The following is a 25,574-nucleotide window of genomic DNA, read 5'->3' as shown; positions in this document are numbered from 1 at the left end:
TTTAAAAAGACCTGAATTTCATCAGGAGAAGTCCACTTCGACCTTTTTTGATGGTGAAGCATGGATTCATATGAAGTTTATTGTAACAAATTTGTTACCTATTGAGTACCCGAAAGTTTTCCTACATTGGATCATATATATAGAAAGTGTTACAAAGTGCGGAACAACAGAAGTAAAAAGGAGCGTACGGTTATGAAAAAAATACACGTGGCAGTCATTGCAATGTTCTCGATCCTCTTATTCGGTTCCGCATCCTATGGAATGATCTATATGTATGTGAACCAATCGCCGTTACCCCAGAAGGTACAGGTAGGCGGATGGCAGATCGGAGGAATGAATCGAGCCGATGTCATGCTTGAACTGGATGAACGGTTACAACAGCTGGCAGAATGGCCTGTCATTTTGGAACTGGACGAACCCTTAGCGAAAACACTAACCTTAACAGCTGCGCAAACAGGCGCACATTACGATGCAGACAGCTTCCGAGTTGCCATGAAGCAACTGGAGGAAGGAAACCTGTGGGAACGTGCCTATGCACGGTATCATCTGGCCGAAGCTTTTCCACTGGAATTGACGTATGATGCGACTTCATTAAAGAAACAACTGAGCCCTGCTTGGGAAAAAGACACCTTCGGCTCTCCTTCTAATGCCGTTCGGAGAATCACGCCTAACGACAAGGTTCAATACATCCCGGAGAAAGGCGTGCGGCGCATCGCTTGGGACGAACTCACCCGTCAATTACAGGTCAAGCTCCCTCATGATTTTGGCGCATTAGATTTGGAGGGCAAACCTGATCCGATCCGCCTTCAGCTCCCCCTGTTTATGATGAAACCCGAAGTTACGGTGGACTCCTTGCGCTCAGAGGGCATTGAGCGGAAAATCATTCAGTTCTCGACAGGACTCGGCAATAGCAGTGAGGGGCGGGTACATAATGTGAGCGCAGCAGCTGAAGCCATTCACGGTATGATTTTGGAGCCAGGAGGCACTTTTGATTATGAGAAAATTGTTCAAAAAGCCGAGAAGGAATTCGGCTTCCGCGAAGCGCCGGTCATTGTGAATGGTCGATTGACGCCCGGAATCGGCGGGGGTATCTGCCAGGTATCCAGCACGATATATAATGCAGCCTTGCTTACAGGTCTTGATATCGTCGAACGCCGCAATCACTCCCTGCCGGTCAAATATTTGCCTAAAGGACTGGATGCCACCTTTGCTTCAGGGGCTATTAACTTCCGTTTCAAAAATAACACTGGCAAATCACTGCTCATTCATGCTGAAGTCAACAACCATCAATTAGTGGTGAAGTTTTTTGGTACATTCCCGGAGAATGTCAGTTATGCCCTTGAATCACGCACGATTGAAACGTTAAGTGTTCCAGTCAAATATGTTTCCAGTAACGTTCTCCCCGATGGAGCCCAGCAGGTGCTGCAAAATGGACAGCCTGGATATATTGTTGAGACTGTACGAACGAAACGGATAGATGGGAAAGTTGTCGAATCCAAAACCATTTCACGAGATACGTACAAAGCACAGAATCGCTTAATTGCTCGCCCGGGAAACAGTAGTGTACCTGATGAACAAGAGCCTTCCATTGTTGAAGATGGGATCTCGGATACCAAACAACCTTAATTCAAGCTTATTGTTATACCTTCTAAACATAGAAGAATATCAAAAAAAGACACACCTCTCGTCTCCCTTTCGGTTACGTGTGAAGTGTGTCTTTTCTTATGCGATAGGATAGCTGCACCTTTCATTAGAACAATACGTGAGAGGTAGTAGCATTCTCATCAGTTCACATCATTTATTTACAAATTAATGACCGCCTGTATATTCGCCCTGCTCTTCACCCACAACCATCTTCTCATTGCCCATGAAGAACGATGCGATTAGAGCGAGCGCAGCTGGAATGGCAGCCCAAGCAAACAACTGCACAATAGATGTGGACAGCGCATGCGTAATGGTCTCCAGAATCTGTGGTGGAATACCCTGTCTTAATTCCGGTGATAACAGCGCATGTGGATCTGTCAAATTCAGTCCGTCCGGTATACCCCCACCGGCTGCAGCCTCACCAGCACCTGCTCCGCCAGCTTCAGCCGCTGATCCAAGCGACTCGGTCATTTTACGTGTAAACACTTGGCTCTGTACGATACCAAAGATCGTGATCCCCATCGTCATGCCGAGAGATCGCAAGAAGTTAAGGGTAGAACTAGCTGCTCCGCGTCTACGCGGTTCAAACGCATTCATAGCCGCATTGCTAAGCACTGAGAATGATGCACCAACGCCCAGTCCGACCATGACCATGAATATGCGAATCGTCCAGAGTGATGATCCCTCATCTAGCGTTGTAAGCAATCCAAGCCCAAGAACAAGCAGTGCAAGTGTAGGAATCATAATGTTACGGTACTTGATTTTGGTCATTAATACCCCGCCCAGGGAAGCTGTTACGACCGAACCCAGCATCATTGGCAGTAAAACTAGACCTGAGTTAGTCGCTTTGCCTCCCAGTACACCTTGAATGAAAATCGGTATGTACACGGAAGCTGTAATGAACGCCGCCCCACTAAACATTGCAATCAAGTTACTGGACCAATACACGCGATTGCGGAACATATTAAAGGAAATAATCGGTTCCTTGGCTCGTGTCTCTGCATAGAGGAACAACAGAGCGAGCACGATAAATCCGGCAAACAAGCCGATAATCTGTCCTGAATTCCAAGCATACGTCTTGCCGCCTAATTCCAAGCCGAAGATCAGGCAGACAACTGCGCCAATCAGTGTTACAGCACCTAGCCAGTCAATCTGCTGGGATTGATGTTGATGTGATTCCTTATAACAAATGGTAATAAACAGAAACGCAATTAAACCGAGTGGCAGGTTAATATAGAATACCCATTCCCATGTCGCGTACTGCGTAATGTAAGCACCAAGCAACGGGCCAAATACACTGGATAGACCAAATACCGCACCAAACAATCCACCCAGCTTGCCCCGTGCCTCTGGAGCAACAACGTCAAACATAATCGTAAACGCAATAGGTACCAGTGCGCCTGCTCCAATCCCTTGGATTGCTCTATACATCGTTAATTCCACGATAGATGTGGCGGTTCCGCACAGCGCCGAACCAATCATGAATACAATGATGCCAAATACAAAGAACTTCTTCCGCCCGTACATATCAGATAGTTTACCGAAGATCGGCATTCCTGCCATCTCTGCAACCATATATGCAGAGGTCACCCAAACGAACTTGTCGAGTCCGCCGAGTTTGCCGACGATATCACCCATCGCCGTAGCCACAATGGTGTTATCCATTGAAGCCATGAGTATGCTGAGCAGTAGCCCTGCCAGCACAAATCCAATTTTGTTTTTACTTGCAGCCATCGTTCTTAATCTCTCCATTCACGATCTATTCATATGACTGCATTAGTATATCCGAAATGTTGCAATCATTAATCAGTCCAAGGACCGATTGCTTTACGCCAAAACAATATATCGTGAACGAGCCATTCGCATCATAAATCGCATCAGATTTGTTCAACACGACCTATCCTTGCTTCTGGATCTACTGACAAGTCACCCGAATATTCGACCAACCTAATGTTACATCCACGCCCAATATGAACTCGTGTACCTCGAACAGTATCGGCCTCTGTATCTTCAAGCATAATCTCATCTCCCTCAATCAGTTCTGCTCTAAAAGAAGGAGCCCCGCCCAAACCAAGTGCTTTCCAAAATCCACTGCGCTCTCTACGCCGAATATCAATACGTTCACCGCCAACTTCCCTAGCCGAAGAAGACGTATATAGACGAATCTCCACGGTGTCTGCGTTCAACAGCCCCCCTACTTTGAGGTTGCCTTGAACACTAATCGTCTCGCCCTGCACATCTCCATCAATTGTGGCCATACCGCCGATATCGATGCGCTCACTGTCCACTCTTCCGCGTACGTTGCATTTCCCGTTCACCGTCAACTCCGGTGTAGCCAAAGCTCCATTAATCGTTGTCATACCATCCACACGCACACGAGAACTAACCAGCGGGCCGTTAATCGTACACATGCCATTGATCGTTGTCGTCTCCGCGCGAGCCGGGCCATGTACGCCCATTGTTCCATTTACATCCAGTGAAGTAGTTTGCAGTTCTCCTTCCACTTTAGCCATACCATTCACGGTTACGCTCTCAGTGTACAATGCACCATAGATTTTCAGTGTTCCATTCACATTGAGCGAAGTACAATCCAAGTCTCCGTCCAATTTGGCCATGCCATCAATATTCACCCGGTTATAGTGCCCGCCTGTCGTTTTGCGAGATCCCGTTACATTCAGGTCATTTCTCATGTGACGCTCTTCCATGCCTTTCTCCCCCTCAGACACTCCCTAATTTAAGTTTCAGTTCTTCCATGAACGTTGCCAACGTAATTTTCAGCACCACTTTTACACCTTTATCAAAATAAAGCTCCGCTCCTGCGCCAACCAGCATGAACGTCGGTACACCCATTTTGCGAATAAGCAGCAATTCACTCGCCCTGTCTCTGAACCGGTAATAATGATCTGACATTACTTCGATCAACAAGGTACCTTCTTGTCTTGTAATATCTCCACTCATCAACAGTTTCTCAAGTACATAGAGCATCATGATCTGCTCTAAACCATACAACGGTTGTTCCCGACCTGCTTCGGTCAGCAATTCCAGAGATGATAATGAAACAATGTTTCGATCTAATAATTGCTGGACAGACATCATCTCTACTTCGCCTAAAGATGGCGAGAACACATCTGCTAACTCATCCAGCGACAATCCGTCCTTCATATGGATAATCTTATCAATGCGCGGCAAAATCTGCTGTTTCGGAAAAAAGGTCTCCTGTCCTGTATAAGAGGACTTCCGGATAAACCATTCTTCCGGAATGAGATTTTTGCGTTTCCAGCGATAGAGCTGCCCATATGAAATGCCTGTCAGGTCTAGCAATTCTTTTTTGGAGATCAAATCATCCGTCATCGTTGAACCCCCTTGTCATTGAAGACAGTGTAACATAACATTGTTACGTTGTGAAGGAAGTTGTTTTCAACCGTGTATTATTCTCGTCATTGCATCGTGGGAGCTTTGAGTATAACCTGTGTAATAGATACTACGCTTCATTAGGAATTACTATCCCTCGCTTTCCAAACGGGAGATGGAACGGTTACATATCGGACTTATGAAAGGGGTTACTTTATTAGATGGCACTTATTAAATGTGATTTTTATTCGGACACACTTGGACTAAGCACGAGTATGCATGTCATTTTGCCTCAGCAGACGCATACTCAGATTGGTATGCAAAATGTAACTGGACAAGGATTACACCCTACGCTCTACTTGTTACATGGTCTTTCGGATGATGATTCCATCTGGCTACGTAGAACATCCATTGAACGTTATGTTGCTAACCTCGGTATTGCCGTTGTTATGCCACAGGTTCACCGCAGTTTCTACACGGACATGGCTGAAGGCGGACATTACTGGACATTTATTAGCGAAGAACTGCCAACACTTGCCCGTTCCTTCTTCCCACTATCCCATCAACGTGAGGACAACTTTGTTGCGGGTCTATCCATGGGTGGCTACGGTGCGTTCAAGCTTGCACTTCGTAAACCAGAGCAATATGCGGCTGCTGCTAGCTTATCCGGTGCACTCGATATGGCCGCTCACCTGAAAAACACGGAAGGATCTGCATTGCAGCAGGCAGAAATGCAACGGATTTTCGGGTCAACTATGGCAGGATCAGAGAACGATCTACTTCATTTGCTGCAAGAGAGCGAGCAAGGTCAAGGCTTAAGACCGTTACTCTATCAGTGTTGTGGAACGGAAGACTTCCTCTACGAAGATAATCAGACCTTCAGAAAGGCCTGCGAGCAGTCAGACTTCGAGCTGACATATGAGGAAGAAGCAGGTGCACATGAATGGGGTTATTGGGATACGAAGATTCAAGACGTATTGAAATGGCTTCCTTTGTCTAAACGAGACTAGGGAGATTGAATTAAAAAAGATTTGCACTGACTACTCCGCTGACAGAACAACCCTCCGATCGCTGTTATCCCCAGATTTTTTCTGATTCCCTTCTCCAAAGGGGAAAATCCGGGGATAGCTTATGCTTCCGATATAGCTTTCTTAAGAAAGCTTTCAGCCGAACGCTCCGCTTCACCTCTCTGCGATCCCTTCCGTTGGCAATAATGCCTTGATTCGGAATGCCATACGTAGACGCAACGTTTCTTCTGGATCTTTCAGACTGCGACCGATAATTTCCTCACATTTCTCTAACCGATAAATCACTGTGTTGCGATGGATGTAAAGTCGTTTCGCTGTTTCAGCCAGATGACAATGCGTTTCCAGATAAACAGACAACGTATGAAGCAGCATATGATGATCCTTAATCGTCTCATCCTCGAATCCCTGCATCGTATCGGCATAAAATTTAAGTAGATGCTCATGGGGGATCATACGCAAAATCTCAGGGACTTCCTTCGGCTGATACATCTCGATAAAACGCGTTTTGCCCGCAATTCCACCGAAGTATAGAGCTTCATTGGCCTCTTTGTAAGAAACAGGGATCTGAGCAAGCGGCTGAGCATAGCTACTGAAGCCAAACGATAACTCCGATCCATAATGGATAGCAATTTTACCCTGAAGACGCTCTAGCAGTGCGACAAAGGTAGGTTTAACCGTCTTCCACTCCTCAACCAGCGGCATCAATAGAACGTAGGCGCGATCATGAGTGAACAAATGTAATGGATATCGAAAATGGGTCAGTTCCCCTTCAAGATGTTCGGCAATCCGATCCTGTTCAGCCTTATACTGCATGAATGAGGTGGTTCGATCTGTACCATCGAACTTACCAACAGCACATAGATAACGCTGGTCACTGGATAGTCCAAATTCACGCCCCCGACTCGTAATTTCCTCACTACTAGAGAATGCTCCACCGATAAAATTAGCAAAAAATTCGTTCTGGATGCGGCGGCGATTCTGCTTGAGCGCATTATCCTTCATTAATTCAAACGCAATCACGTTAGTTGCCTGTTCTATAGTCAAAATATTCGAACGTTCAGACGGCGTAACCAAGCCTTCTATACAAAGAAAATGTAATTGTCTATGGGTATAAACCGGAAATAATGTCAGTGTTTCATGTTTCTCACTTAATAGAGAGAACGCTGAGAAAACGGATGGTGCTACGTGAAAACGCCCGCCCCCAGACAACAATGCTTCAATATGTGCTGCGGTGGTCGCGGAGAATCGACCATAGATGGGCTGAAGGTAAGGACCTAGCAGAAGAACCGGCAAGCGAAGTAAAGAGGACAACTGATCCAGCAACTTCGGGATGCCTTGGCCGCTCATAATCTGCTGGGTGAACTGTCGGTGAGTCTGTATGGCATTATGCAGCTCGGTAGTTTGTACATCGAGGATATGACTGAGCGATTTGTTAACAATATCGCCGAGTGAAGGATCGACAGGCAACTCCATCAAAGGAAGATGCAGCTCGTTAGCTAGCTGAATTGCTGATTCAGGGATATTACCGAGGTAACGTTTGCTTTTGATACCAATCCCAGTACAGTCTTGGCGACTCATCTCCCCAATTAGCTCAAGCAGAGCTGGCAGATCGTCCTTAAAGTGAAAAGCCGTCGTAATGAGTAATTCATTCTTCTTCAAGTACGGAATGATATCGGGGGCATCCATCATGTTGACTGTATGAACTTCCCTGTTCAAACCCGTTGCTCCTGCGACAATAATTGTTCCGTCAAACACCGGCAGCTTCAGTAGCTCATTCATTTTCATCGTTCTTGCGCCCCTTTGGTTAACATGTCCAATGAATCCTGTTATTCTTCTACATTTTCGTGAATGATTTCCCTTTTGTTTTATTCTACGATTAATTAATCACAATTCCAAGTTAATTAATATAACACCGGTTGGAAAGCTTATGCTGCCGGAATGGGGGAGATTGCATTGATAATCAAACAACCGAAGCCGTCTGCCTTATCCGAGCAGGTCGAAAACATGATTGAATGGCTGGCTTCGCACGGTAAAGACGAACGTAATGGCGTAAGCCGGCTGCTCTATGACCCAGCTTGGATCGCGGCTCAACGGGCAATTGAAGCTAAGATGAACGACCTTGGGCTACAGGTGCACTATGACGATGTTGGTAATTTGTTCGGGCGTGCCGCTGGACGTGACCCCGAGGCTCGGGTTGTACTGACTGGATCTCATGTTGATACAGTGATAGGGGGCGGAAAATACGACGGAGCCTACGGAATCATCGCCGCACTCATTGCCGTGGAACATTTACTAACGCAATACGGTCAGCCGCTCAAACCAATTGAAGTTGTCTCACTCTGTGAAGAAGAGGGAAGCCGCTTCCCGATGACCTATTGGGGTTCAGGTAATATTACTGGCACCAAAAGCCGCGAAGCTATTCGTAATCTAAAAGATGCGAGTGGTATGCTGTTTGAACAGGCGATGTACAATGTCGGGTTCGGATTAGGGCAGCATCCACAACCACAACGCAGTGACCTAGAATGTTTTATTGAATTGCATATTGAGCAAGGCCAAGTATTAGAACGAGAACAGAAATCAATCGGTGTTGTCAGTCACATCGTTGGACAACGCCGCTACGATATCACAGTGCATGGAGAGAGCAATCACGCAGGTACAACCCCGATGAAGTGGCGACATGATGCCATGTTTACCGCAGCTGAGTTGATTCGGATATTGATGCACCGAGCCAATACGAATGAAGACGGATTGGTAGCCACGGTTGGGCGATTGGACGCCAAGCCCAATGTAGGTAATGTCATTGCACGTGAAGTCACTTTCAGCCTAGATGTACGCCACAGTGATACAGAGACCATTCGAACATTCTGCGAAGAATGCTTCAATGAATTCGAGTCTATCGCAGCCCAACATGGAACACGCATCACTTACCGTAAGTGGATGGATGAACCTCCGGTTGCGATGGATTCGGCTATGAACGCAGCGACTGAGAGCATTTTAAAGCGTGAAGGTATTTCATACCAAATGATGACCAGCGGTGCGGGACATGATTCACAAGTATTCGGAACGCACTGTCCAACAGCACTGCTATTTGTACCAAGTCGAGGCGGCATTAGCCACTCCCCCGCGGAGTTTACCGACACAGAAGATTTGCAGCGCGGCGTACGCCTGCTAATCGACCTACTACATCAATTGGCTTATTAATATACATTCAGGAGGCGGTTAAGAGATGACGAAGTACCGGGAAATCCACGCACCTTTGAGAACAATCATGACACCAGGACCGGTCGAAGTAGATCCGAGAGTCCTGCGAGCAATGGCAACACCGATTCTGGGTCAGTTTGATCCGGCATTCACGCAAATGATGAACGAGACGATGGATATGTTAAGACAAACGTTTCAAACGAAGAACCAATGGGCTTTCCCGGTTGACGGCACTTCTCGCTCAGGACTGGAAGCAGTATTGTGCAGCCTAATCGAGCCTGGTGACAAAGTTCTCGTACCCATCTTCGGTCGTTTCGGTCACCTGCTGACAGAAATCGCTGAGCGCCACGGGGCTGTGCTGCATCTGATGGAGTGTCCTTGGGGAGAGGTGTTCGACCAACAGGCCGTGATTGATGAGGTTAAACGAGTACAACCGAAAATTGTAGCCATTGTACACGGCGAGACTTCAACAGGCTGCATGCAGCCATTGGATCTAATTGGCCCTGCTTGCCGCGAGCTTGGCGTGTTGACAGTCGTCGATGCCGTTGCCTCCATTGGTGGCGCGCCAGTCAAAGTAGATGAGTGGCAGCTTGATGCGGTTATCGGGGGCACACAAAAGTGCATTTCCGTACCTTCTGGTATGGCACCAGTTACGTACAACGAGCGGGTAGAACAGATTCTGGCAAGTCGGAAAAAGGTAGAGCGAGGCGTCGCACTAGACAGCGACCGTCGAGACGTTGCACATCCGATTCGCAGCAACTACTTTGATCTGAGTCAGTTGCAGGACTACTGGGGACCACGTCGTCTGAACCATCATACCGAAGCAACGTCGATGCTATACGCGTTACGCGAGGGGCTACGTATCCTGCTAGACGAAGGACTCGAAGAGCGCTTTGAGCGTCATAAGTTACATGAAAAAGCACTGATGGCAGGCATCCGCGGCATGGGGCTAGAATTATTTAACGATGTCGCTTGGAAGCTACCTGTGGTAACTTGCGTGAAGATTCCACAAGGCGTCGATGGTGAGTCTGTACGGAACATGCTACTTCATCAGTTTGGCATCGAGATTGCCAGCTCCTTCGGCCCGCTACATGGACAGATCTGGCGTATCGGTACGATGGGTTATAGCTGCCGCAAGGAAAATGTATTATTCGTACTATCCGCACTGGAAGCCGTGCTGATTCGACATAACGCTCCGATTGTCATCGGGCGCGGAGTACAGGAAGCACTTAACGTGTATGAGTAAAATATATCCAGGTGTATGAGCAAGTACATTCAAGGTGCCGAATCTTCATCTAGTGCAACACAGCTAGAAATATAATCGCGATTTAGCCCAGAGGTACAACACGAAGATTCAACTGCATACATTTAAACGTTACAGAGAAATGGGGTTCCGGCATGTCCGGAATCCTTTTGCATAAATAAGACTTCGCTATAGGAACGCCGGGCACATCATTGTACTGCTCGAAGACCGTTTCGGCGAAACTCCAAGCGGAAGGTGACACATGAACAATATCATCAAACTGCGCTCCGGACTCGCTGGGCTGCAGTGGCTCTTTTTCTTATTTACAAATACAGTCGTCATTCCAATCACGGTCGGGGCGGCATTTGCATTACCGCAAGACAAAATCCAATTCTTAATTCAATGCTCGTTTGTCCTTACAGGGCTCGCCTGTGTCGTACAAGCAGCACTTGGGCATCAAAGATCGGTCATGGAGGGACAGTCAGGATTGTGGTGGGGTGTCATTCTGAGCCTCAGCGCGGCTGCGCCTTCACTGGGCATTTCACTGACGGAGCTGGGCGGCAGTCTGGCCGTGGGTATCGTGATCTCAGGTGTCATCACCATTCTAATCGGTGTCTGCGGACTTGCCGCCCCGTTGTCGAAGTTGTTTACGCCAGGGGTGATGGCTGTTTTTATGTTTCTCCTCGGTTGCCGGCTGAACATGATTTTTCTGGAAGGAATGCTCGGGATCTCCTCGGGATCTTCGACGGAAGCAACAACAATTCAACCCACCGTTTTTCTATTATCGGCAACCGTAGCTGTTTTCGTCGCAGTCTTATCCGTAAAAGCCCGACCTGCAATTGGTCAGTATGCGTTACTGATTGGAATTCTGGGCGGATGGGTGCTATATACACTCATCTTCGGCAGAGACAGCGGAACCTCCAGCGCAGGAACAATCGACATGGGTTGGTTCCCTCTCGGTAATCCATGGCATGGCCTGAACATAGGTGTTGTCATGATTGCAATTATCGCCGGTCTGGTCAATGCCTCGAACACATTCGGCGCACTCAAGGGAACAGATCGTATTTACGAACAAGAAGCCTCTGCCAAGCAGTACAAACGTTCATTTACCATCAGCGGTATACTTGCGGTTCTGTCAGGATTACTAGGGCTTGTACCTTACGCGCCTTACGTTTCATCCGTAGGTTTTCTGCAGCAGACCCGTATACGAGAGCAGCTTCCGTTTGTCATTGGCGGTCTACTGTTCGCGGGAATTGGTCTGATTCCGGCAGTCAGCAGTGTGCTGACACAACTGCCGCTCAGCATCGGGAGCGCTGTATTATTAGTAACATATCTGCGACTACTCGGTTCATCACTACAATATTTCGGCCAGATTCGAATGGATGCAGCAAACGTGTACCGGACAGCAGCACCTCTTTTCGTGGGAGTCATCGTGATGGGATTGCCATCCGAATATTTCGCCTCCTTGCCCCCACTGCTACGTCCGCTACTCGCAAATGGTCTGCTCGTTGGCATTTTACTCGCACTAGTGTTAGATCGACTTCGCTCCGGTTCATCCCAACAGGATCAGACACTAGCTTCGAACAAGGTTCAAGGGCCTGTAGCTCCAACATCTGACCACTCAAGACGCACACTCAATTCTAATTTGAATCCGAAAGGAGAACAGTCATGAGAAGGATAAATACGAATCAATCGGAGAAATTCAAGCTGGGCACAGAAACTGAGAAAGCAGAGACAGAGATCGCTTCGGTGAACCAGGATCAATGGGGAGCATTTGTAGATGCCACAGTCCAGCTCCCTCCTACTGGGACAGGCGAACTCAATGGGCTGACGTTCGCAGTAAAAGACGTCTTCGATATTCAAGGCGTAATCAGTGGAGCCGGTAATCCAGATTGGCTTCGGACGCATGAAGCTGCGGGCTCTACCGCTCCCGCTCTGCTATCCTTACTAACCAGCGGCGCAAGACTCACAGGCACAACACAGACAGACGAATTGATGTACAGTTTGAATGGGGAAAATGCCCACTATGGCACACCCATCAACCCACTCGCACCAGATCGAATACCAGGCGGATCATCAAGTGGTTCAGCCGTTGCGGCTGCGACGGGTCTGGTTGATTTCGCTATAGGCACAGACACAGGTGGTTCCGTTCGCATTCCATCTTCGTACTGCGGTCTGTATGGCTTCCGGCCAACACATGGAGCTGTATCTACAGAAGGAGTCATTCCACTGGCACGCAGCTTCGATACGGTTGGCTGGATGAGCCAGTCTCCGAAGATTTTGTTAGATGTGGGCAAGGTTCTATTGCAAAAAAACCTCGGAACGCTTCATGAGGAAGCGAACCTCAAATCAAGCAGTAACGCACACCATGTTCAACACGATGTTCACAACGAATTCGACATCAACAGCCCATTCGCGCGCTTCTTCTTAGCAGATGAAACCTGGAGTCTGCCAGAAGAAAACAATCGTTCGCTCTTACTCTCGAAGCTGTACGAACTTCCCAACTGGAAGCAGGATAGCACTTCAGTCCAATTAACAACACCTACGGAGAGCCTAGCGGACTGGTCGGCAGCGTTCCGCGTTCTTCAAGGGTTAGAAATCGCCCATGAACATAGCGATTGGTTGATAAAGGAACGTCCAACATTCGGCCCTGGCATTGCAGAACGATTTGAATGGGCTTGTACACTGGAGGCGTCTGCACACACCACTGAGAGTGACCTACGCACTCGTATCCGGAGTAGCCTTATTGACTTGCTGGGTGAAGACGGACTTCTAGCGATCCCGACAGCACCCGGCCCAGCTCCACTGCTCGGACTACAGGGTGCAGAGGCCGAAGCATATCGAGCAAAAACGATGCAACTCTCCTGTATCGCAGGACTCTCTGGTCTACCTCAGGTTACCGTGCCCGTAATTCGTGAGGATGGACTGCCCATCGGATTATCCTTTATCGGCGGTGCGAATACCGATCTTAGACTACTACGCTGGATGGCAGAACATTTCATGAAAGAGGTGCGCGGATGAAACTTGTAACGGTTGAACATGACGGACAGGAGCAAGCAGCGTTCCTAACAGATCATGGCGTGATTCCCCTGACTCAGCTGAATGAGGAAGCAAACACCTATTGGGATACAGATCTCTTTACACTACTGCAAAACAAACAACTGAAAAATCTGCGAGACTGGTACGCTAGTGGCGGACAGGAGATCCTCTCCGCTCTCTCTGCTCTGTCGGTCAACGATGTATCTCACCGTGTGTTATACCGCCAACCAGGTAAGATGATTGGGGTTGGCATGAATTATCTAGCAAAAGCCATCGAGCTGTCTGGACGCCCTCCTGAGGATGAGCCTGTCATCTTTCTCAAACCCGATACGTCACTAATTGGCTCTGGCGAAGCGATCCGTCTACCGGATGGAGCTGGACAGGTCACTGCAGAGGCAGAGCTAGCGATCGTCATTGGACAGACATGCAGAAATGTTAGCGAGGACGATGCTATGAATTACGTAGCCGGTTATACCACCTCTCTCGATATGACGGCTAAGGAGATTCATGCGCGTAATCCTCGATTCATGCAAAGAGCCAAAAGCTTCGACACGTTCCTAAGCCTAGGCTCCAGCCTATCCACTCCTGACGAATACATTGATCTGCCTAATCTCAAGGTCGAAACTGTATTGAATGGCGAAGTCATACACTACAATACCGTTAGCCAGATGATCTTCTCGCCCGCACACTTGATCTCTTTCCTTTCACATGTGATGACATTACATCCGGGAGATATCATTTTAACAGGCACACCAGGTTCAGTCGTGATTGATGCTGGTGATGAGGTGGAATGCCGAATTACCGGGCTGAAAACATTGAGCAATTCAGTGGAAAACTGATCTCTTATTATTAAAAATCGTCTGCATGAACTTTCGTATCTATGCCTCCTACATAACATGACATTAAACGTAATATTTTTTTTGTTTAATTTGAACAGAAAACACGATCATAATCTACGTTTTTGTCAATGAATTGTGGGTACAAGGTGATAAAATAAGGATAACAAATCCAAAGTGAGATTACATTACATAACAGAGTGATGTTACCTTACAGTATTTTAATCATCTGTGGTGTGGGCAAAGGACTGATCGGAACGGTTCGTATACTTATATGGATACGATCAGCCTTGCTTACCCAATACGAAGAGGAGTGGGGCGGAATATGTCTACGAATTTAGCAGGTCGAGTGCTGGAAGAGTCACACTTGCAAGAAAATATTAATGTGGACGACTCCCTGAAACCGAAGCAGGAGAGCGAAAGAACGATTGGATCGATCGCTTACATGTTTATGTGGATCGGGGATGGCGTGAACCTCGGGAACATGACACTTGGAGCAAGTCTCATTGTCGCTGGTGTCGCTACACTCAATGTATTTCAGACATTTGTGGCAGCTATGATTGCGATCGGCATCATCTCTGTGATCTTTGCCATTAACGACCGATTCGGTTATCGAACGGGAATCCCTTACGTTGTTCAATTGCGTATGTCATTCGGCATCAAAGGTTCTATTATATCCTCATTCTTACGCGGCGTGCCTGCCATCGTTTGGTATGGCTTCCAGAGCTGGGTCGGGGGAACCGCACTGAACGAAATTGTCAAAGTGCTCAGTGGCGGTAGCTTCGACAGTGTTGTCATCTGTTTCGTCGTATTGCAGGCCGTTCAGATTATCCTTTCACTTTATGGCTTTCATGCGATCAAGTGGGTGGAGACTCTCGCCTCCGTTGTTATTATGCTAGCACTCGTCTACGTGTTCAGTATATTGCTCAATTCTCATAGCACGGCGATTACCGAAAATTGGGTAAATGCGCAAGGCACATGGGGACTTCCATTCTTCGCTTTCATCATGGTATTCCTGGGCAACTATGCAGCAATCTTCCTGAGTGCTGGTGACTATTCACGTGAACTCAAGAGCGGCATCAGTGACAAAAAGCGTAGCATGCTCTACTTCCTCCCTATCGTTATCGCGTATGGCTTCGTCCTCACAATTGGAGCAATGATGGCTGCAGCAACAGGGATTTCGAATCCCGTTAAAGCATTCGCTGTTATCGTTGACAATCCATATATCACTGTCGCTGTATCTGCATTCATCGTCATTGGTGTAGTCGCTGTTAACATGGTCGCCAATATCGTGCCACCAGCTTATGTCATCTCGCTTGTTACTAAGCTGAAATACAAAACATCTGTCATTATTACTGGATTACTTGCGCTCTGCTCCTTCCCATGGGTACTCGTGCAGGATTCTTCCGCTCAAGGGTTAAACACATTCATCCTGATCTACTCAGCTTTCCTTGGTCCAATCGTAGCCATCATGCTCGTAGAGTACTACATCCTGCGTAAGCAAAAGGTAGACACCACCGAGTTGTATCTGGACAACGGTTCATTCAAAGGCTACAATCCGAGCGCTTTACTAGCCATGCTAATTGGAGCTGGGGCTGCGTTCCTACTGGTAGACATCGGCTGGATCATTGGATTTGTCGTAGCAGGCATTGCATACCTACTGCTCAGCAAATTCGCATTCAAAGGATCATCATTCAAAAAAGGTACCATTTACGAATAAACACAGAAGTTTTCAAAAAATCCGCCTTTGAACACAAACTTACAGGTTGAACTAGACTATTTCATTTGAAAAAATTCAAGATCATTGAAGAGGAGAGTTGTGTATGGAACGTTACGATCTGATTGTACGCGGCGGCAGCGTAGTGCTGCCGGACGGCGTCAAGAAAGTCGATGTTGGTATCAAAGATGGAAAAATCGCGGCAATTGCCACCAACCTGGAGGGTGAAGCCGAGCATACTTATGATGCAGACGGATCTCATGTGTTTCCAGGTATGATCGACGTACACGTCCATTTCAGCGAACCAGGACGAGAGCACTGGGAAGGTTTTACGAGCGGATCGGCTATGATGGCCGCAGGCGGTTGCACCACGTTCTTCGACATGCCACTGAATGGCATTCCATCAACAGTGAATGAAGAGGCACTGCTGGAGAAAGCTCGAATCGGAAATGAAAAATCACTTGTCGATTTCGGACTCTGGGGCGGTCTTGTGCCAGGAAATGAAGACGACCTGCAGCCGCTGGCAGAGTCAGGGGTCATTGGATTCAAAGCATTCCTCTCTACAACGGGTAATAAAGAATTCGAAGCGGTGGATGATATGACACTGCTAACGGGCATGAAAAAAATTGCAGCTCTTGGCAAGGTGCTCGCGCTACATTCGGAGAGTGCGGCGATCACGAACTGGCTAAAAGAAGAAAAAGAAGCAGCTGGACTCTTCAGCGCCGATGATTATTTGGAGACGCGCCCGATTCTCGCCGAAGTCGAAGCTGTAGAACGTGCGTTGTACTATTCAGAAATTACAGGCTGCGCACTGCATTTCGTGCATATCAGCTCCGCTGCAGCAGTAGCCAGTATTGAAGCTGCCAAAGCTCGTGGCATGAACGTCACGGTCGAGACTTGCCCACATTATCTTCTCTTCAACCATGATAGCCTGCGGGAAAAAGGAAGCATTGCCAAGTGTGCTCCTCCGCTACGAGAAGCAGACGAACAGCAACGACTCATTTCCCTGCTGGCCGAAGGGAAATTCGACATGTTATCCTCGGACCACTCGCCCTGTCCGTATGATATGAAAGATCCGAAAGATTTCAATCTCTTCCAAGCATGGGGTGGGATTAGTGGTGGACAATTCACCCTACTGTCAGCATTGGAACTCGCATTAGCAAACAACATTCCGTTGGAGCAAGTTGCCGCTTGGACGGCGTCCAATCCAGCGGAGCGCTTCGGTCTTGCGGAGCGCAAAGGCAGCATCGTCACCGGGATGGATGCAGATCTTGCGATTGTCAATCTGGATCAAGCGTTTACTGTCACCAAAGAAAACTATTATGCCAAACATAAAGAAAGCCTGTATATCGGCCACTCGTTCCCTTGTAGCGTGGTAGGTACGGTTGTCCGCGGACATGTCGTCGTTCGCGACGGCGAGGTACTCACCGAGGTGAATGAAGGCAGCTGGCAGAAATCATAATTGAAAAAATCCATTATGAATCACAAAAAGAAGCAGGTCAGAGAGATTTATCTCTTGAACCTGCTTCTTTTTTAGCCATATTTTAAAAAAAACGAATCGGAATCATCCACACCCGCTCTATCAGCTTCCGGCATTAACCACGGTTCTTAATCCATTGCTCCGTGATCTCTAGTACCTTCTCACTGCGTCCAATGGCTTCAGCTACTTGACCTGATGCTGTACCGCCGTAAACGTTACGCGCGTTAACTACCGCTTCTGGCTGCAGCACATCGTAGATGCGCTCATCGAACAGCTCGGAGAATTGACGGAATTCATCAATCGTCAGATCCAGCAAATACTTGCCGTTTTGGATGCAGTACAATACTGTCTTACCAATGACTTCATGCGCTTGACGGAATGGCAAACCCTCGCCTACGAGGAAATCTGCAATATCCGTTGCGTTCGAGAAGTCCTGGTTCACAGCCTGACGCATGCGATCCTTGTTTACCTTCATCGTAGCGATCATCGGTGCGAACAATTGCAATGCACCTTCTAGTGTAGCCACTGTATCAAACATGCCTTCTTTGTCTTCCTGCATATCCTTGTTGTAGGCAAGCGGAAGAGATTTAAGTACAGTCAGCAACCCGATCAGGTTACCGTAGACACGTCCAGTTTTCCCACGAACGAGTTCAGGAACGTCTGGGTTTTTCTTCTGTGGCATGATGCTACTACCTGTGCAGAACGCATCATCCAGTTCAACGAAACCAAACTCCGTGCTGCTCCACAGTACCAATTCCTCACTCAGTCGGGACAAGTGAGTCATGATGAGTGATGCGGCTGCCAGGAACTCAACAATAAAGTCACGATCACTCACGGCATCCAAACTATTTTCATATACACCATCAAAGCCCAGTTGTTCAGCTACAAAATGACGGTCAATCGGGAACGTTGTTCCAGCAAGCGCACCCGCTCCAAGTGGCAGAACGTTAATGCGTTTATAGCTATCCATCAGACGTTCAGCATCCCGTTGGAACATCGACACGTACGCCATCAGGTGGTGGGCAAACAGAATAGGCTGTGCCCGCTGAAGATGCGTATAACCCGGTACGATCGTATCGAGGTTATCTTTCGCTTGTCCGATCAGCGCTTCCTGCAAGGCATGCAACATCCCTACAAAACCAACCACGCGCTCACGCAGGTACAAGTGCATATCCGTTGCCACTTGGTCATTCCGGCTACGGCCTGTGTGTAATTTGCCGCCTACAGGGCCAATGGTCTCAATTAGATTTTTCTCAATGTTCATGTGGATGTCTTCATCAGATACGGAGAATTCCACTTCGCCGGCACGGATTTTATGCAAAACGGTAATCAAGCCTTCTTTGATCGTTTCCACGTCTTCCGCAGGCAGAATGCCGCATTTGCCCAGCATCGTGACATGAGCCAAGCTACCTTGAATGTCTTCCTCAGCCAATGCTTTATCAAAATTAATCGATGCGGTGTATTCCTCAACTAGATGATTCGTTTGTTTGGTAAAACGTCCTCCCCAAAGCTTGCTCACGGTGAGTACTCCCCTTTCGCTCATGGACAAAGCCGCTCCTGCCAGATATGCAAGAACGGCCTGCCTTTGTCAGTTATATTTGGATGGCTCTATACATTGAACTAAAACACCTCTTACTACTCACCACTCCAATGACAGAACAACCTCCTGATCGCTGTTACCCCCAGATTTTTTTGATTCCCTTTTCTAAAGGGAAAATCCGGGGATAGCTTATGCTTCCGATGTAGCTTTCTTACAGAAAGCTTGTAGCGAACGCTTCGCTTCATCCGGTTATTTCTGTCCTCTCCGTTTTCGTGTAAATGTTTAATTCAATATATAGAATGAATTAGTTGTTTTTGTTTTGTTCCACGCCGGAGTTCACTTTCAATCGCAGTGCGTTCAGGCGGATAAAGCCTGTTGCATCGCCTTGATCGTATGCTTGCGTAGGATCAGCTTCCATCGTTGCGATGTCTGGGTTGTACAAGCTGACAGGGCTTTTCACGCCAGCGCCGATAATGTTACCTTTGTACAGTTTCACACGTACTGTACCCGTTACGTTTTTCTGACTTTCGCTCACGAGTGCTTGCAACGCCAGACGCTCTGGTGCGAACCAGAAGCCGTTGTATACGAGCGTGCTGTAGCGTGTAATCAAACTATCACGCAGGTTCATGACTTCGCGATCCATCGTGATGGATTCCATTTTGCGGTGTGCAGTGAACAGAATGGTTCCGCCTGGTGTTTCGTACACGCCACGGCTCTTCATTCCGACAAAACGGTTCTCGACCATATCCACACGGCCAATACCATGTTTGCCACCCAGCTCGTTCAGTTGCTCCATGACTTGCAGTGGGCTGAGACGCTCACCGTTCAGAGCTACACAGTCGCCTTGTTCGAATTCCAGTTCAACATATTCTGCTTGATCTGGCGCATCTTCAGGCGCACTGCTGAGCAGGAACATGTCTTTGTTCTCGTCCGTACTTGGATCGAACCAAGGATCCTCGAGCACACCGCTCTCATAGCTGATATGCAAGAGGTTACGGTCTGTAGAGTAAGGTTTAGCCGCAGATGCCGTTACTGGAATGCCGTGTTTCTCAGCATATGCAATCATCTCTGCACGTCCTGGGAATTGGTTACGGAATTCTTCCAGACGCCAAGGTGCGATGACTGCAATATCCGGTGTCAGTGCAGCCGCGTTCAATTCAAAGCGAACTTGGTCATTCCCTTTACCTGTCGCACCGTGAGCAATCGCTGTAGCACCTTCTGCACGAGCGATGTCCACCATACGTTTAGCAATCAAAGGACGTGCGATACTTGTACCGAGCAAATATTGCCCTTCATACAGCGCGCCCGCTTGGAACATAGGGTAAATGAAGTCTTTTGCGAACTCGTCGCGCAGGTCATCGATGTATACTTTGGAAGCACCTGTTGCCAGTGCTTTTTCCTCCAAGCCGTCCAATTCATCCTTTTGACCGATATCTGCTGTAAATGCAATGATCTCAGCGTCATAAGTCTCTTTCAACCATTTCAAAATTACAGATGTGTCCAACCCGCCGGAATAGGCGAGTACGATTTTTTCCTTAGCCATGTCTAATAGGTCCTCCCCAAGTTCAGTTACTCACTAAAAATAATATTTAATCTATCATCGCGAAATCCGCGTCTAAAATCAACCCATTCACGCAAATCTCGGCTATTCGCTCATTAACGCAGCCATTAACGCTTTCTGTGCATGCAGACGATTCTCTGCTTGATCGAAGATCAAGGAGTTCGGCCCATCGATTACGCCTGCGCTTACTTCCTCTCCACGGTGAGCCGGGAGGCAGTGCAGGAACATGTAGTCCGGCTTCGCAACCTTCATCAATTCTTCGTTCACCTGATACGCAGCAAATGCTTGCTCACGAATCTTCTGCTCTTCCTCAAAGCCCATGCTCGCCCACACATCCGTGTACACGATATCCGCATCTTTGACCGCTTCTTCGGCACTATACGTCACCACAACCTGTGATCCGCTCTCCTGTGCAATGCTGCGTGCTTGTTCTACGATCGCACTGTCAGCCTCATAACCTTCAGGAGTCGCTACAGCTACATGCATCCCCATCTTAGCTGCGCCAAGCATCAGGGAGTGAGCCATGTTATTGCCGTCTCCGACGTAAGCCATTTTGAGACCTGCAAGCTTACCCTTGTGCTCCAGCACCGTTTGGAAATCCGCCAGCACTTGGCATGGATGCGCCGCATCGCTCAATCCATTGATGACTGGAATATCTGCATGCTCTGCCAACTCAGTTACATTATGGTGCCCAAAGGTACGGATCATAATGCCGTCAAGATACCGGGACAATACTTTAGCCGTATCATGCGTCGTTTCGCCGCGACCCAGTTGGATATCATTTTTGCTCAGGAAGAGTGCATGCCCACCTAGCTGGAACATACCCACTTCAAAAGATACACGTGTACGTGTAGATGATTTTTCAAAAATCAGTCCGATTGTTTTACCTTTCAAAGGCTGAAAAGGCACACCGTTTTTTTGCTTGCCTTTGATCTCAATTGCAAGGTCGAGTAAATAACGAATTTCTTCTGCCGTATAATCGGTGAACTCAATAAAGTCCCGACCTCTTAGATCGATCTTCTGGATCTTCTCAGTTGATTGAACTTGTGTCATGTTAATAACATCCTCCTTATTTCCGGTTCCCTGCACCCGCGTGTGCAGAAGTTAATGATAGCCTGATTATTTCCCATCATGACCGCTAACGACCTACTTATGCTGCATGAACACGCGGCTACAGGAAATTCATCATCTGAATACTACACCGGAGCCGTTCATGACCCCGGAGTAGGAATTTTTCTGAAAGTATCAATGATATCTGAACCTATCCGTATGGATTAGGCGTTCTTCGCTGCTACATGCTCTTCAATGAGTGTTGCCACCAAGGAAACAGCCTCATCGATCTCTTCTTTGCTCACATACAAGTTCGGAAGTAAACGAATAACGTTAGGTCCTGCAGATACAAACAAGATACCACGCTTCTGTCCAGCAATAACGATATCGCCTACAGCCTCTTCACATTCAATGCCGACCAATAAGCCTAATCCACGAACTTCTTTAACAAAAGAATTGCCCGCCAAACGCTCTCTCAGTGAGCTCATCAGATATTCGCCCATCTCAGCTGCACGTTCAGGCAATTTATCTTCCAGCATCGTTTCGATGGTTGCAATGACAACCGAGGAAGCCAGCGGCGTACCCCCAAATGTGGTCGCGTGACTGCCAGCGGTAAAGGCATCTTTCAGATAACCTTTACCCAGCATTGCCCCCACAGGGAAACCACTACCGATGCCTTTAGCTACAGTGAAAATATCTGGTTCGATGCCGTAATGTTCATGTGCGAACAATTTACCGGTACGCCCCATTCCTGTCTGTACCTCATCCACAATCAATAACAATCCATGCTTCTCGCACAGCTGTTTTACAAACTGCAAGAATTCAGGTTTAACTGGATGCACACCACCCTCAGCTTGCACCATTTCCAGCATAATCGCAGCCGTGTGTGGCCCAATCGCAGCTTCAAGTGCTGCATTGTCATGGAATGGAACAGTAACAAATCCCGCTGGCAATGGCAAAAAGCCCTCTTTTACCTTATCCTGTCCTGTCGCTGTTAATGTAGCTAGTGTCCGTCCGTGGAAGGATTGCGCAAAGGTAATGACCTCGTAACGGTCTGCGCCTTTCACCTTTTGGTGATAACGACGAGCTAGTTTAATCGCTGCTTCGTTCGCCTCGGCACCACTGTTGCAGAAGAACACTGCATCTGCACACGTATTCGCTGTCAATATAGCTGCTGCACGTTCTTGACCTGGAATCTGGAACAGATTAGATACATGCCATAGTTCATCAATCTGTGCTTTGAGCTTAGCGCCAACCTTCTCTGGTGCATGACCCAGGCTCGTTACAGCCAATCCGCACATGAAGTCGAGATAACGGTTGCCCTGATCATCCCACAGCCAGCTACCTTTTCCCTTAACTAAGCTAATAGGATAACGTGCATAGGTTTGAAAAAGAGAGCTTTCTGTCTGAGCCGCTGATGCCGCTCCTGTTGCAGACGTGCCCGCTACTGCTGTGCCGGTGCCTGCCTGTTCTTTGTTATTTGCCATCACCTTTCACACTCCCATTCCTTATAGAGGTTTTCAAAAAGTCCACTTTGGATTACGAAGGATCTTTTTTGACAAGCATATATATAAACACCTTACTGCATCCGGATAATTCGTGTTCCGATCGTTTCTCCTTGTAACACACGGCTCAAAATCTGCGGCTCGCTACCGTCTACGATGACAACCTCACGCACGTCCCCATGAATACAAGCGATAGCCGCTCGCACTTTAGGAATCATACCGCCGTATATTTCACCGGTTTGAATCATATCTTCAATCTCCTGTACGGAGACGGATGGTAATACTTTTTTCTCCCCGTTCACACTCTTCATAATCCCCGGAACGTCAGTGACTACGATCATTCTGCTGACACCCAAGTGAGAAGCTACTGCACCTGCCGCTGTATCGGCATTGATGTTATAGCGTTGACCCGAGGCATCCACGCCCACCGGCGCGATGACAGGCATATAGCCCATCTGCACAACACCTTGGATAATCTCCGCTTGAACACTAGTCACATCGCCAACCCAACCAATCTCTGCATGGTTGATGACAGGTTTTGCTTGAATCAAGCCACCGTCTACTCCTGATAATCCGAGTGCACGCCCACCCACACGTTGGATTAAACGTACAATTTGTTTGTTGATGCTACCTGCCAGCACCATCTCTACGACATCCAGTACAGGCTCCGTCGTCTTACGCAAGCCGTTTACAAATTCCGTATCAATGCCCAGCTTCGCCAGGTTCTCTGAGATTGCAGGACCTCCACCATGTACGATCACAGGCTGAGTTCCTTGAGATTGAAGATCACGTAGATCAGCAAAAAAGGATTCAGGCAACGCCGCAAGTGTGCTGCCTCCGCATTTCATAACGAACATCTGCTTCTCGGCTCCAGCTTCGATTCCAGTCTCTTCATTCTGTAATGTCGAGTTCATGAGCATGGCTCCTTTCTAATTCTGTAAATGAACTATATAACTGTTACACTCGACCACTTCGACTGCAGACCATCCTTCGATCGCTGTTGTCTCCAGATTTTTCTGATCCCCTTCCTAAGGGGAAAATCCGGAGACAAAGGGGAACGCTTCGCTTCTACAGATTGGTTCTGCATTCTCCGTTACCATGTAAAGGTTAGTTGTTGCTTTTACGTGCGGTATGCTGCGTTAATTCGTACATAGTCATATGTCAGATCACAACCCCACGCGATCGCTGTTCCTTCGCCGTGGTTCAGATCAACAATAATGCGAACCGTGGCTTCCGTCTGTAAGTACGCTAATGCTGCTTCTTCGTCAAATGCGACTGGACGAGACTGCTCAAGTACGGAGATGTCTCCGAGACGAATATCCACCGTATCCGGGTTAACCGGTTGTCCCGCACGTCCCACTGCTGCAATGATCCGCCCCCAGTTTGCATCCGCGCCAAACATAGCCGATTTTACCAAGCTTGAACCAATAACAGTTTTCGCAATCGTCTGTGCAGATTCATCGCTTACTGCACCTGTAACTTGAACCTCAACCAGCTTCGTTGCACCTTCACCGTCTCGTGCAATGGCCTTAGCCAGCACTTCGCACACATACGTAAAGCCAGCCGCAAACGCATCCCAATCCGGGTGATCCATTGTAAGCTCTTCGTTCCCTGCATATCCGCTGGACATCGCCACGAGCATATCATTCGTGCTGGTGTCTCCATCTACCGTAATCATATTGAACGTGTGGTTCGTTGCTTGGCGCAGCAAGCGCTGCAACGCTTCAGCACCAATGACCGCGTCAGAGGTCATGAATGCCAGCATGGTAGCCATATTCGGATGAATCATACCTGATCCTTTGGCTGCTCCTGCAATCGTAACCGTCTTACCGTTCACAACAACGGAGACGCAGGCTTCTTTTTTCACCAAATCCGTCGTTAGAATCGCTTGTGAAAATTGCTCCGCTTCATTGGCTTCACTACCCAGTTGTGCCGGAAGTGCCGTAATGCCCGAATGAACCGCGTCCATCTTCAGCAACTCACCAATGACCCCTGTAGAAGCAACAGCCACATCTTCCTCCGCTACACCAAGTTCGCGCGCAGCCGCCGAACGCATTGCATACGCATCTTCTTCACCTTGCTGACCTGTACATGCATTCGCATTGCCGCTATTAACGATAACTGCTTGAAGGCGTCCATTGCTCAAGCTCTCACGTGTTACTTTCAGCGGAGCGGCTTGGAACACATTCGTTGTGTATACTGCAGCAGCAGTTGCTGGCACTTCGCAGCGAATAGCTCCGATGTCGTTACGTGATGTTTTTTTCAATCCACAGTGCAGTCCGCCGGCAGTGAATCCGCTCGGAGTTACAATCGTTCCGTTCTCAATTATTGTAAATGACTGTTGCCCTACGTTTGTTCCCATATATTATCCCCCGTCTC

At 47.9% G+C, this 25,574-nt stretch carries 19 protein-coding genes; 9 read left to right on the top strand and 10 right to left on the bottom strand.

Annotation, left to right across the window (positions count from 1 at the left end; all coding sequences use genetic code 11):
• Positions 1-192: 192 nt before the first annotated feature.
• Positions 193-1,626: a VanW family protein gene (locus tag MH215_RS21625; protein WP_239293257.1), complete on the top strand. Its 1,434-nt coding sequence runs from the start codon at positions 193-195 to the stop codon at positions 1,624-1,626.
• A gap of 183 nt (positions 1,627-1,809) precedes the next feature.
• Here the strand turns inward: MH215_RS21625 and MH215_RS21620 are convergent, their stop codons facing one another.
• The 3 genes from MH215_RS21620 to MH215_RS21610 all read right to left on the bottom strand — a co-directional run bounded on the left by MH215_RS21620 (position 1,810) and on the right by MH215_RS21610 (position 4,995).
• Positions 1,810-3,378 carry an MDR family MFS transporter gene (locus tag MH215_RS21620; RefSeq protein ID WP_239293256.1) on the bottom strand — a complete coding sequence of 523 codons (1,569 nt, stop codon included), beginning with the start codon at positions 3,376-3,378 and terminating at the stop codon, positions 1,810-1,812.
• Positions 3,379-3,521: 143 nt separating this feature from the next.
• Positions 3,522-4,349: a polymer-forming cytoskeletal protein gene (locus MH215_RS21615; protein WP_239293255.1), complete on the bottom strand. Its 828-nt coding sequence runs from the start codon at positions 4,347-4,349 to the stop codon at positions 3,522-3,524.
• Positions 4,350-4,362: 13 nt separating this feature from the next.
• Positions 4,363-4,995, bottom strand: coding sequence for a YhbD family protein (locus MH215_RS21610; RefSeq protein WP_239293254.1), 633 nt, complete (start codon positions 4,993-4,995; stop codon positions 4,363-4,365).
• 221 nt (positions 4,996-5,216) lie between these two features.
• Here MH215_RS21610 and MH215_RS21605 point away from each other — a divergent pair, with 221 nt between their 5' ends.
• Positions 5,217-6,005: an alpha/beta hydrolase gene (locus MH215_RS21605; RefSeq protein WP_239293253.1), complete on the top strand. Its 789-nt coding sequence runs from the start codon at positions 5,217-5,219 to the stop codon at positions 6,003-6,005.
• A 171-nt stretch (positions 6,006-6,176) separates the two neighbouring features.
• Here MH215_RS21605 and MH215_RS21600 read toward each other — a convergent pair whose 3' ends face one another.
• Positions 6,177-7,808: a PucR family transcriptional regulator gene (locus MH215_RS21600; RefSeq protein WP_239293252.1), complete on the bottom strand. Its 1,632-nt coding sequence runs from the start codon at positions 7,806-7,808 to the stop codon at positions 6,177-6,179.
• A 171-nt stretch (positions 7,809-7,979) separates the two neighbouring features.
• Here MH215_RS21600 and allC point away from each other — a divergent pair, with 171 nt between their 5' ends.
• The 7 genes from allC to MH215_RS21565 all read left to right on the top strand — a co-directional run bounded on the left by allC (position 7,980) and on the right by MH215_RS21565 (position 17,521).
• A complete protein-coding gene (allC, locus tag MH215_RS21595; protein WP_239293281.1) occupies positions 7,980-9,224 on the top strand; it encodes an allantoate deiminase in 1,245 nt (414 codons plus the stop codon).
• A 25-nt stretch (positions 9,225-9,249) separates the two neighbouring features.
• Positions 9,250-10,470, top strand: coding sequence for a pyridoxal-phosphate-dependent aminotransferase family protein (locus tag MH215_RS21590; RefSeq protein WP_239293251.1), 1,221 nt, complete (start codon positions 9,250-9,252; stop codon positions 10,468-10,470).
• A 259-nt stretch (positions 10,471-10,729) separates the two neighbouring features.
• A complete protein-coding gene (locus tag MH215_RS21585) occupies positions 10,730-12,139 on the top strand; it encodes a uracil/xanthine transporter (RefSeq protein ID WP_239293250.1) in 1,410 nt (469 codons plus the stop codon).
• Positions 12,136-13,488, top strand: coding sequence for an amidase family protein (locus MH215_RS21580; protein WP_239293249.1), 1,353 nt, complete (start codon positions 12,136-12,138; stop codon positions 13,486-13,488). The genes MH215_RS21585 and MH215_RS21580 overlap by 4 nt, the downstream gene beginning before the upstream one ends.
• Positions 13,485-14,345, top strand: a complete 861-nt coding sequence (locus MH215_RS21575) for a fumarylacetoacetate hydrolase family protein (RefSeq protein WP_239293248.1) — start codon at positions 13,485-13,487, stop codon at positions 14,343-14,345. Before MH215_RS21580 ends, MH215_RS21575 begins: the two co-directional genes overlap by 4 nt.
• Before the next feature lie 322 nt (positions 14,346-14,667).
• Positions 14,668-16,062 carry an NCS1 family transporter gene (locus tag MH215_RS21570; protein WP_239293247.1) on the top strand — a complete coding sequence of 465 codons (1,395 nt, stop codon included), beginning with the start codon at positions 14,668-14,670 and terminating at the stop codon, positions 16,060-16,062.
• A gap of 103 nt (positions 16,063-16,165) precedes the next feature.
• Positions 16,166-17,521 (top strand): allantoinase, encoded by a 1,356-nt coding sequence (locus MH215_RS21565; protein ID WP_239293246.1) that lies wholly within the window; start codon positions 16,166-16,168, stop codon positions 17,519-17,521.
• A 133-nt stretch (positions 17,522-17,654) separates the two neighbouring features.
• On the opposite strand, the gene argH is transcribed toward MH215_RS21565, so the two are convergent.
• From argH to argJ, 6 genes are all read right to left on the bottom strand, one after another.
• Positions 17,655-19,058 carry an argininosuccinate lyase gene (gene argH / locus MH215_RS21560; protein WP_239293245.1) on the bottom strand — a complete coding sequence of 468 codons (1,404 nt, stop codon included), beginning with the start codon at positions 19,056-19,058 and terminating at the stop codon, positions 17,655-17,657.
• 325 nt (positions 19,059-19,383) lie between these two features.
• On the bottom strand, positions 19,384-20,622 hold the full coding sequence (locus MH215_RS21555) for an argininosuccinate synthase (RefSeq protein WP_145051390.1): 1,239 nt from the start codon (positions 20,620-20,622) through the stop codon (positions 19,384-19,386).
• Positions 20,623-20,724: 102 nt separating this feature from the next.
• A complete protein-coding gene (gene argF, locus MH215_RS21550) occupies positions 20,725-21,693 on the bottom strand; it encodes an ornithine carbamoyltransferase (RefSeq protein WP_239293244.1) in 969 nt (322 codons plus the stop codon).
• Between the two features lie 221 nt (positions 21,694-21,914).
• Positions 21,915-23,177, bottom strand: a complete 1,263-nt coding sequence (locus MH215_RS21545; RefSeq protein ID WP_239293243.1) for an acetylornithine transaminase — start codon at positions 23,175-23,177, stop codon at positions 21,915-21,917.
• A 92-nt stretch (positions 23,178-23,269) separates the two neighbouring features.
• Entirely contained in the window at positions 23,270-24,109 is an 840-nt protein-coding gene (gene argB, locus MH215_RS21540; protein WP_239293242.1) for an acetylglutamate kinase, read from the bottom strand.
• A 206-nt stretch (positions 24,110-24,315) separates the two neighbouring features.
• A complete protein-coding gene (gene argJ / locus MH215_RS21535) occupies positions 24,316-25,557 on the bottom strand; it encodes a bifunctional glutamate N-acetyltransferase/amino-acid acetyltransferase ArgJ (protein ID WP_239293241.1) in 1,242 nt (413 codons plus the stop codon).
• Between the last annotated feature and the right edge of the window lie 17 nt (positions 25,558-25,574).

The sequence above is a fragment of the Paenibacillus sp. ACRSA genome (genome assembly GCF_022346845.1).
Classification (GTDB): Bacteria; Bacillota; Bacilli; order Paenibacillales; family Paenibacillaceae; genus Paenibacillus.
The sequence above is the reverse complement of the archived record's forward strand: the minus strand, read 5'-3'. Positions and strand labels throughout refer to the sequence as shown.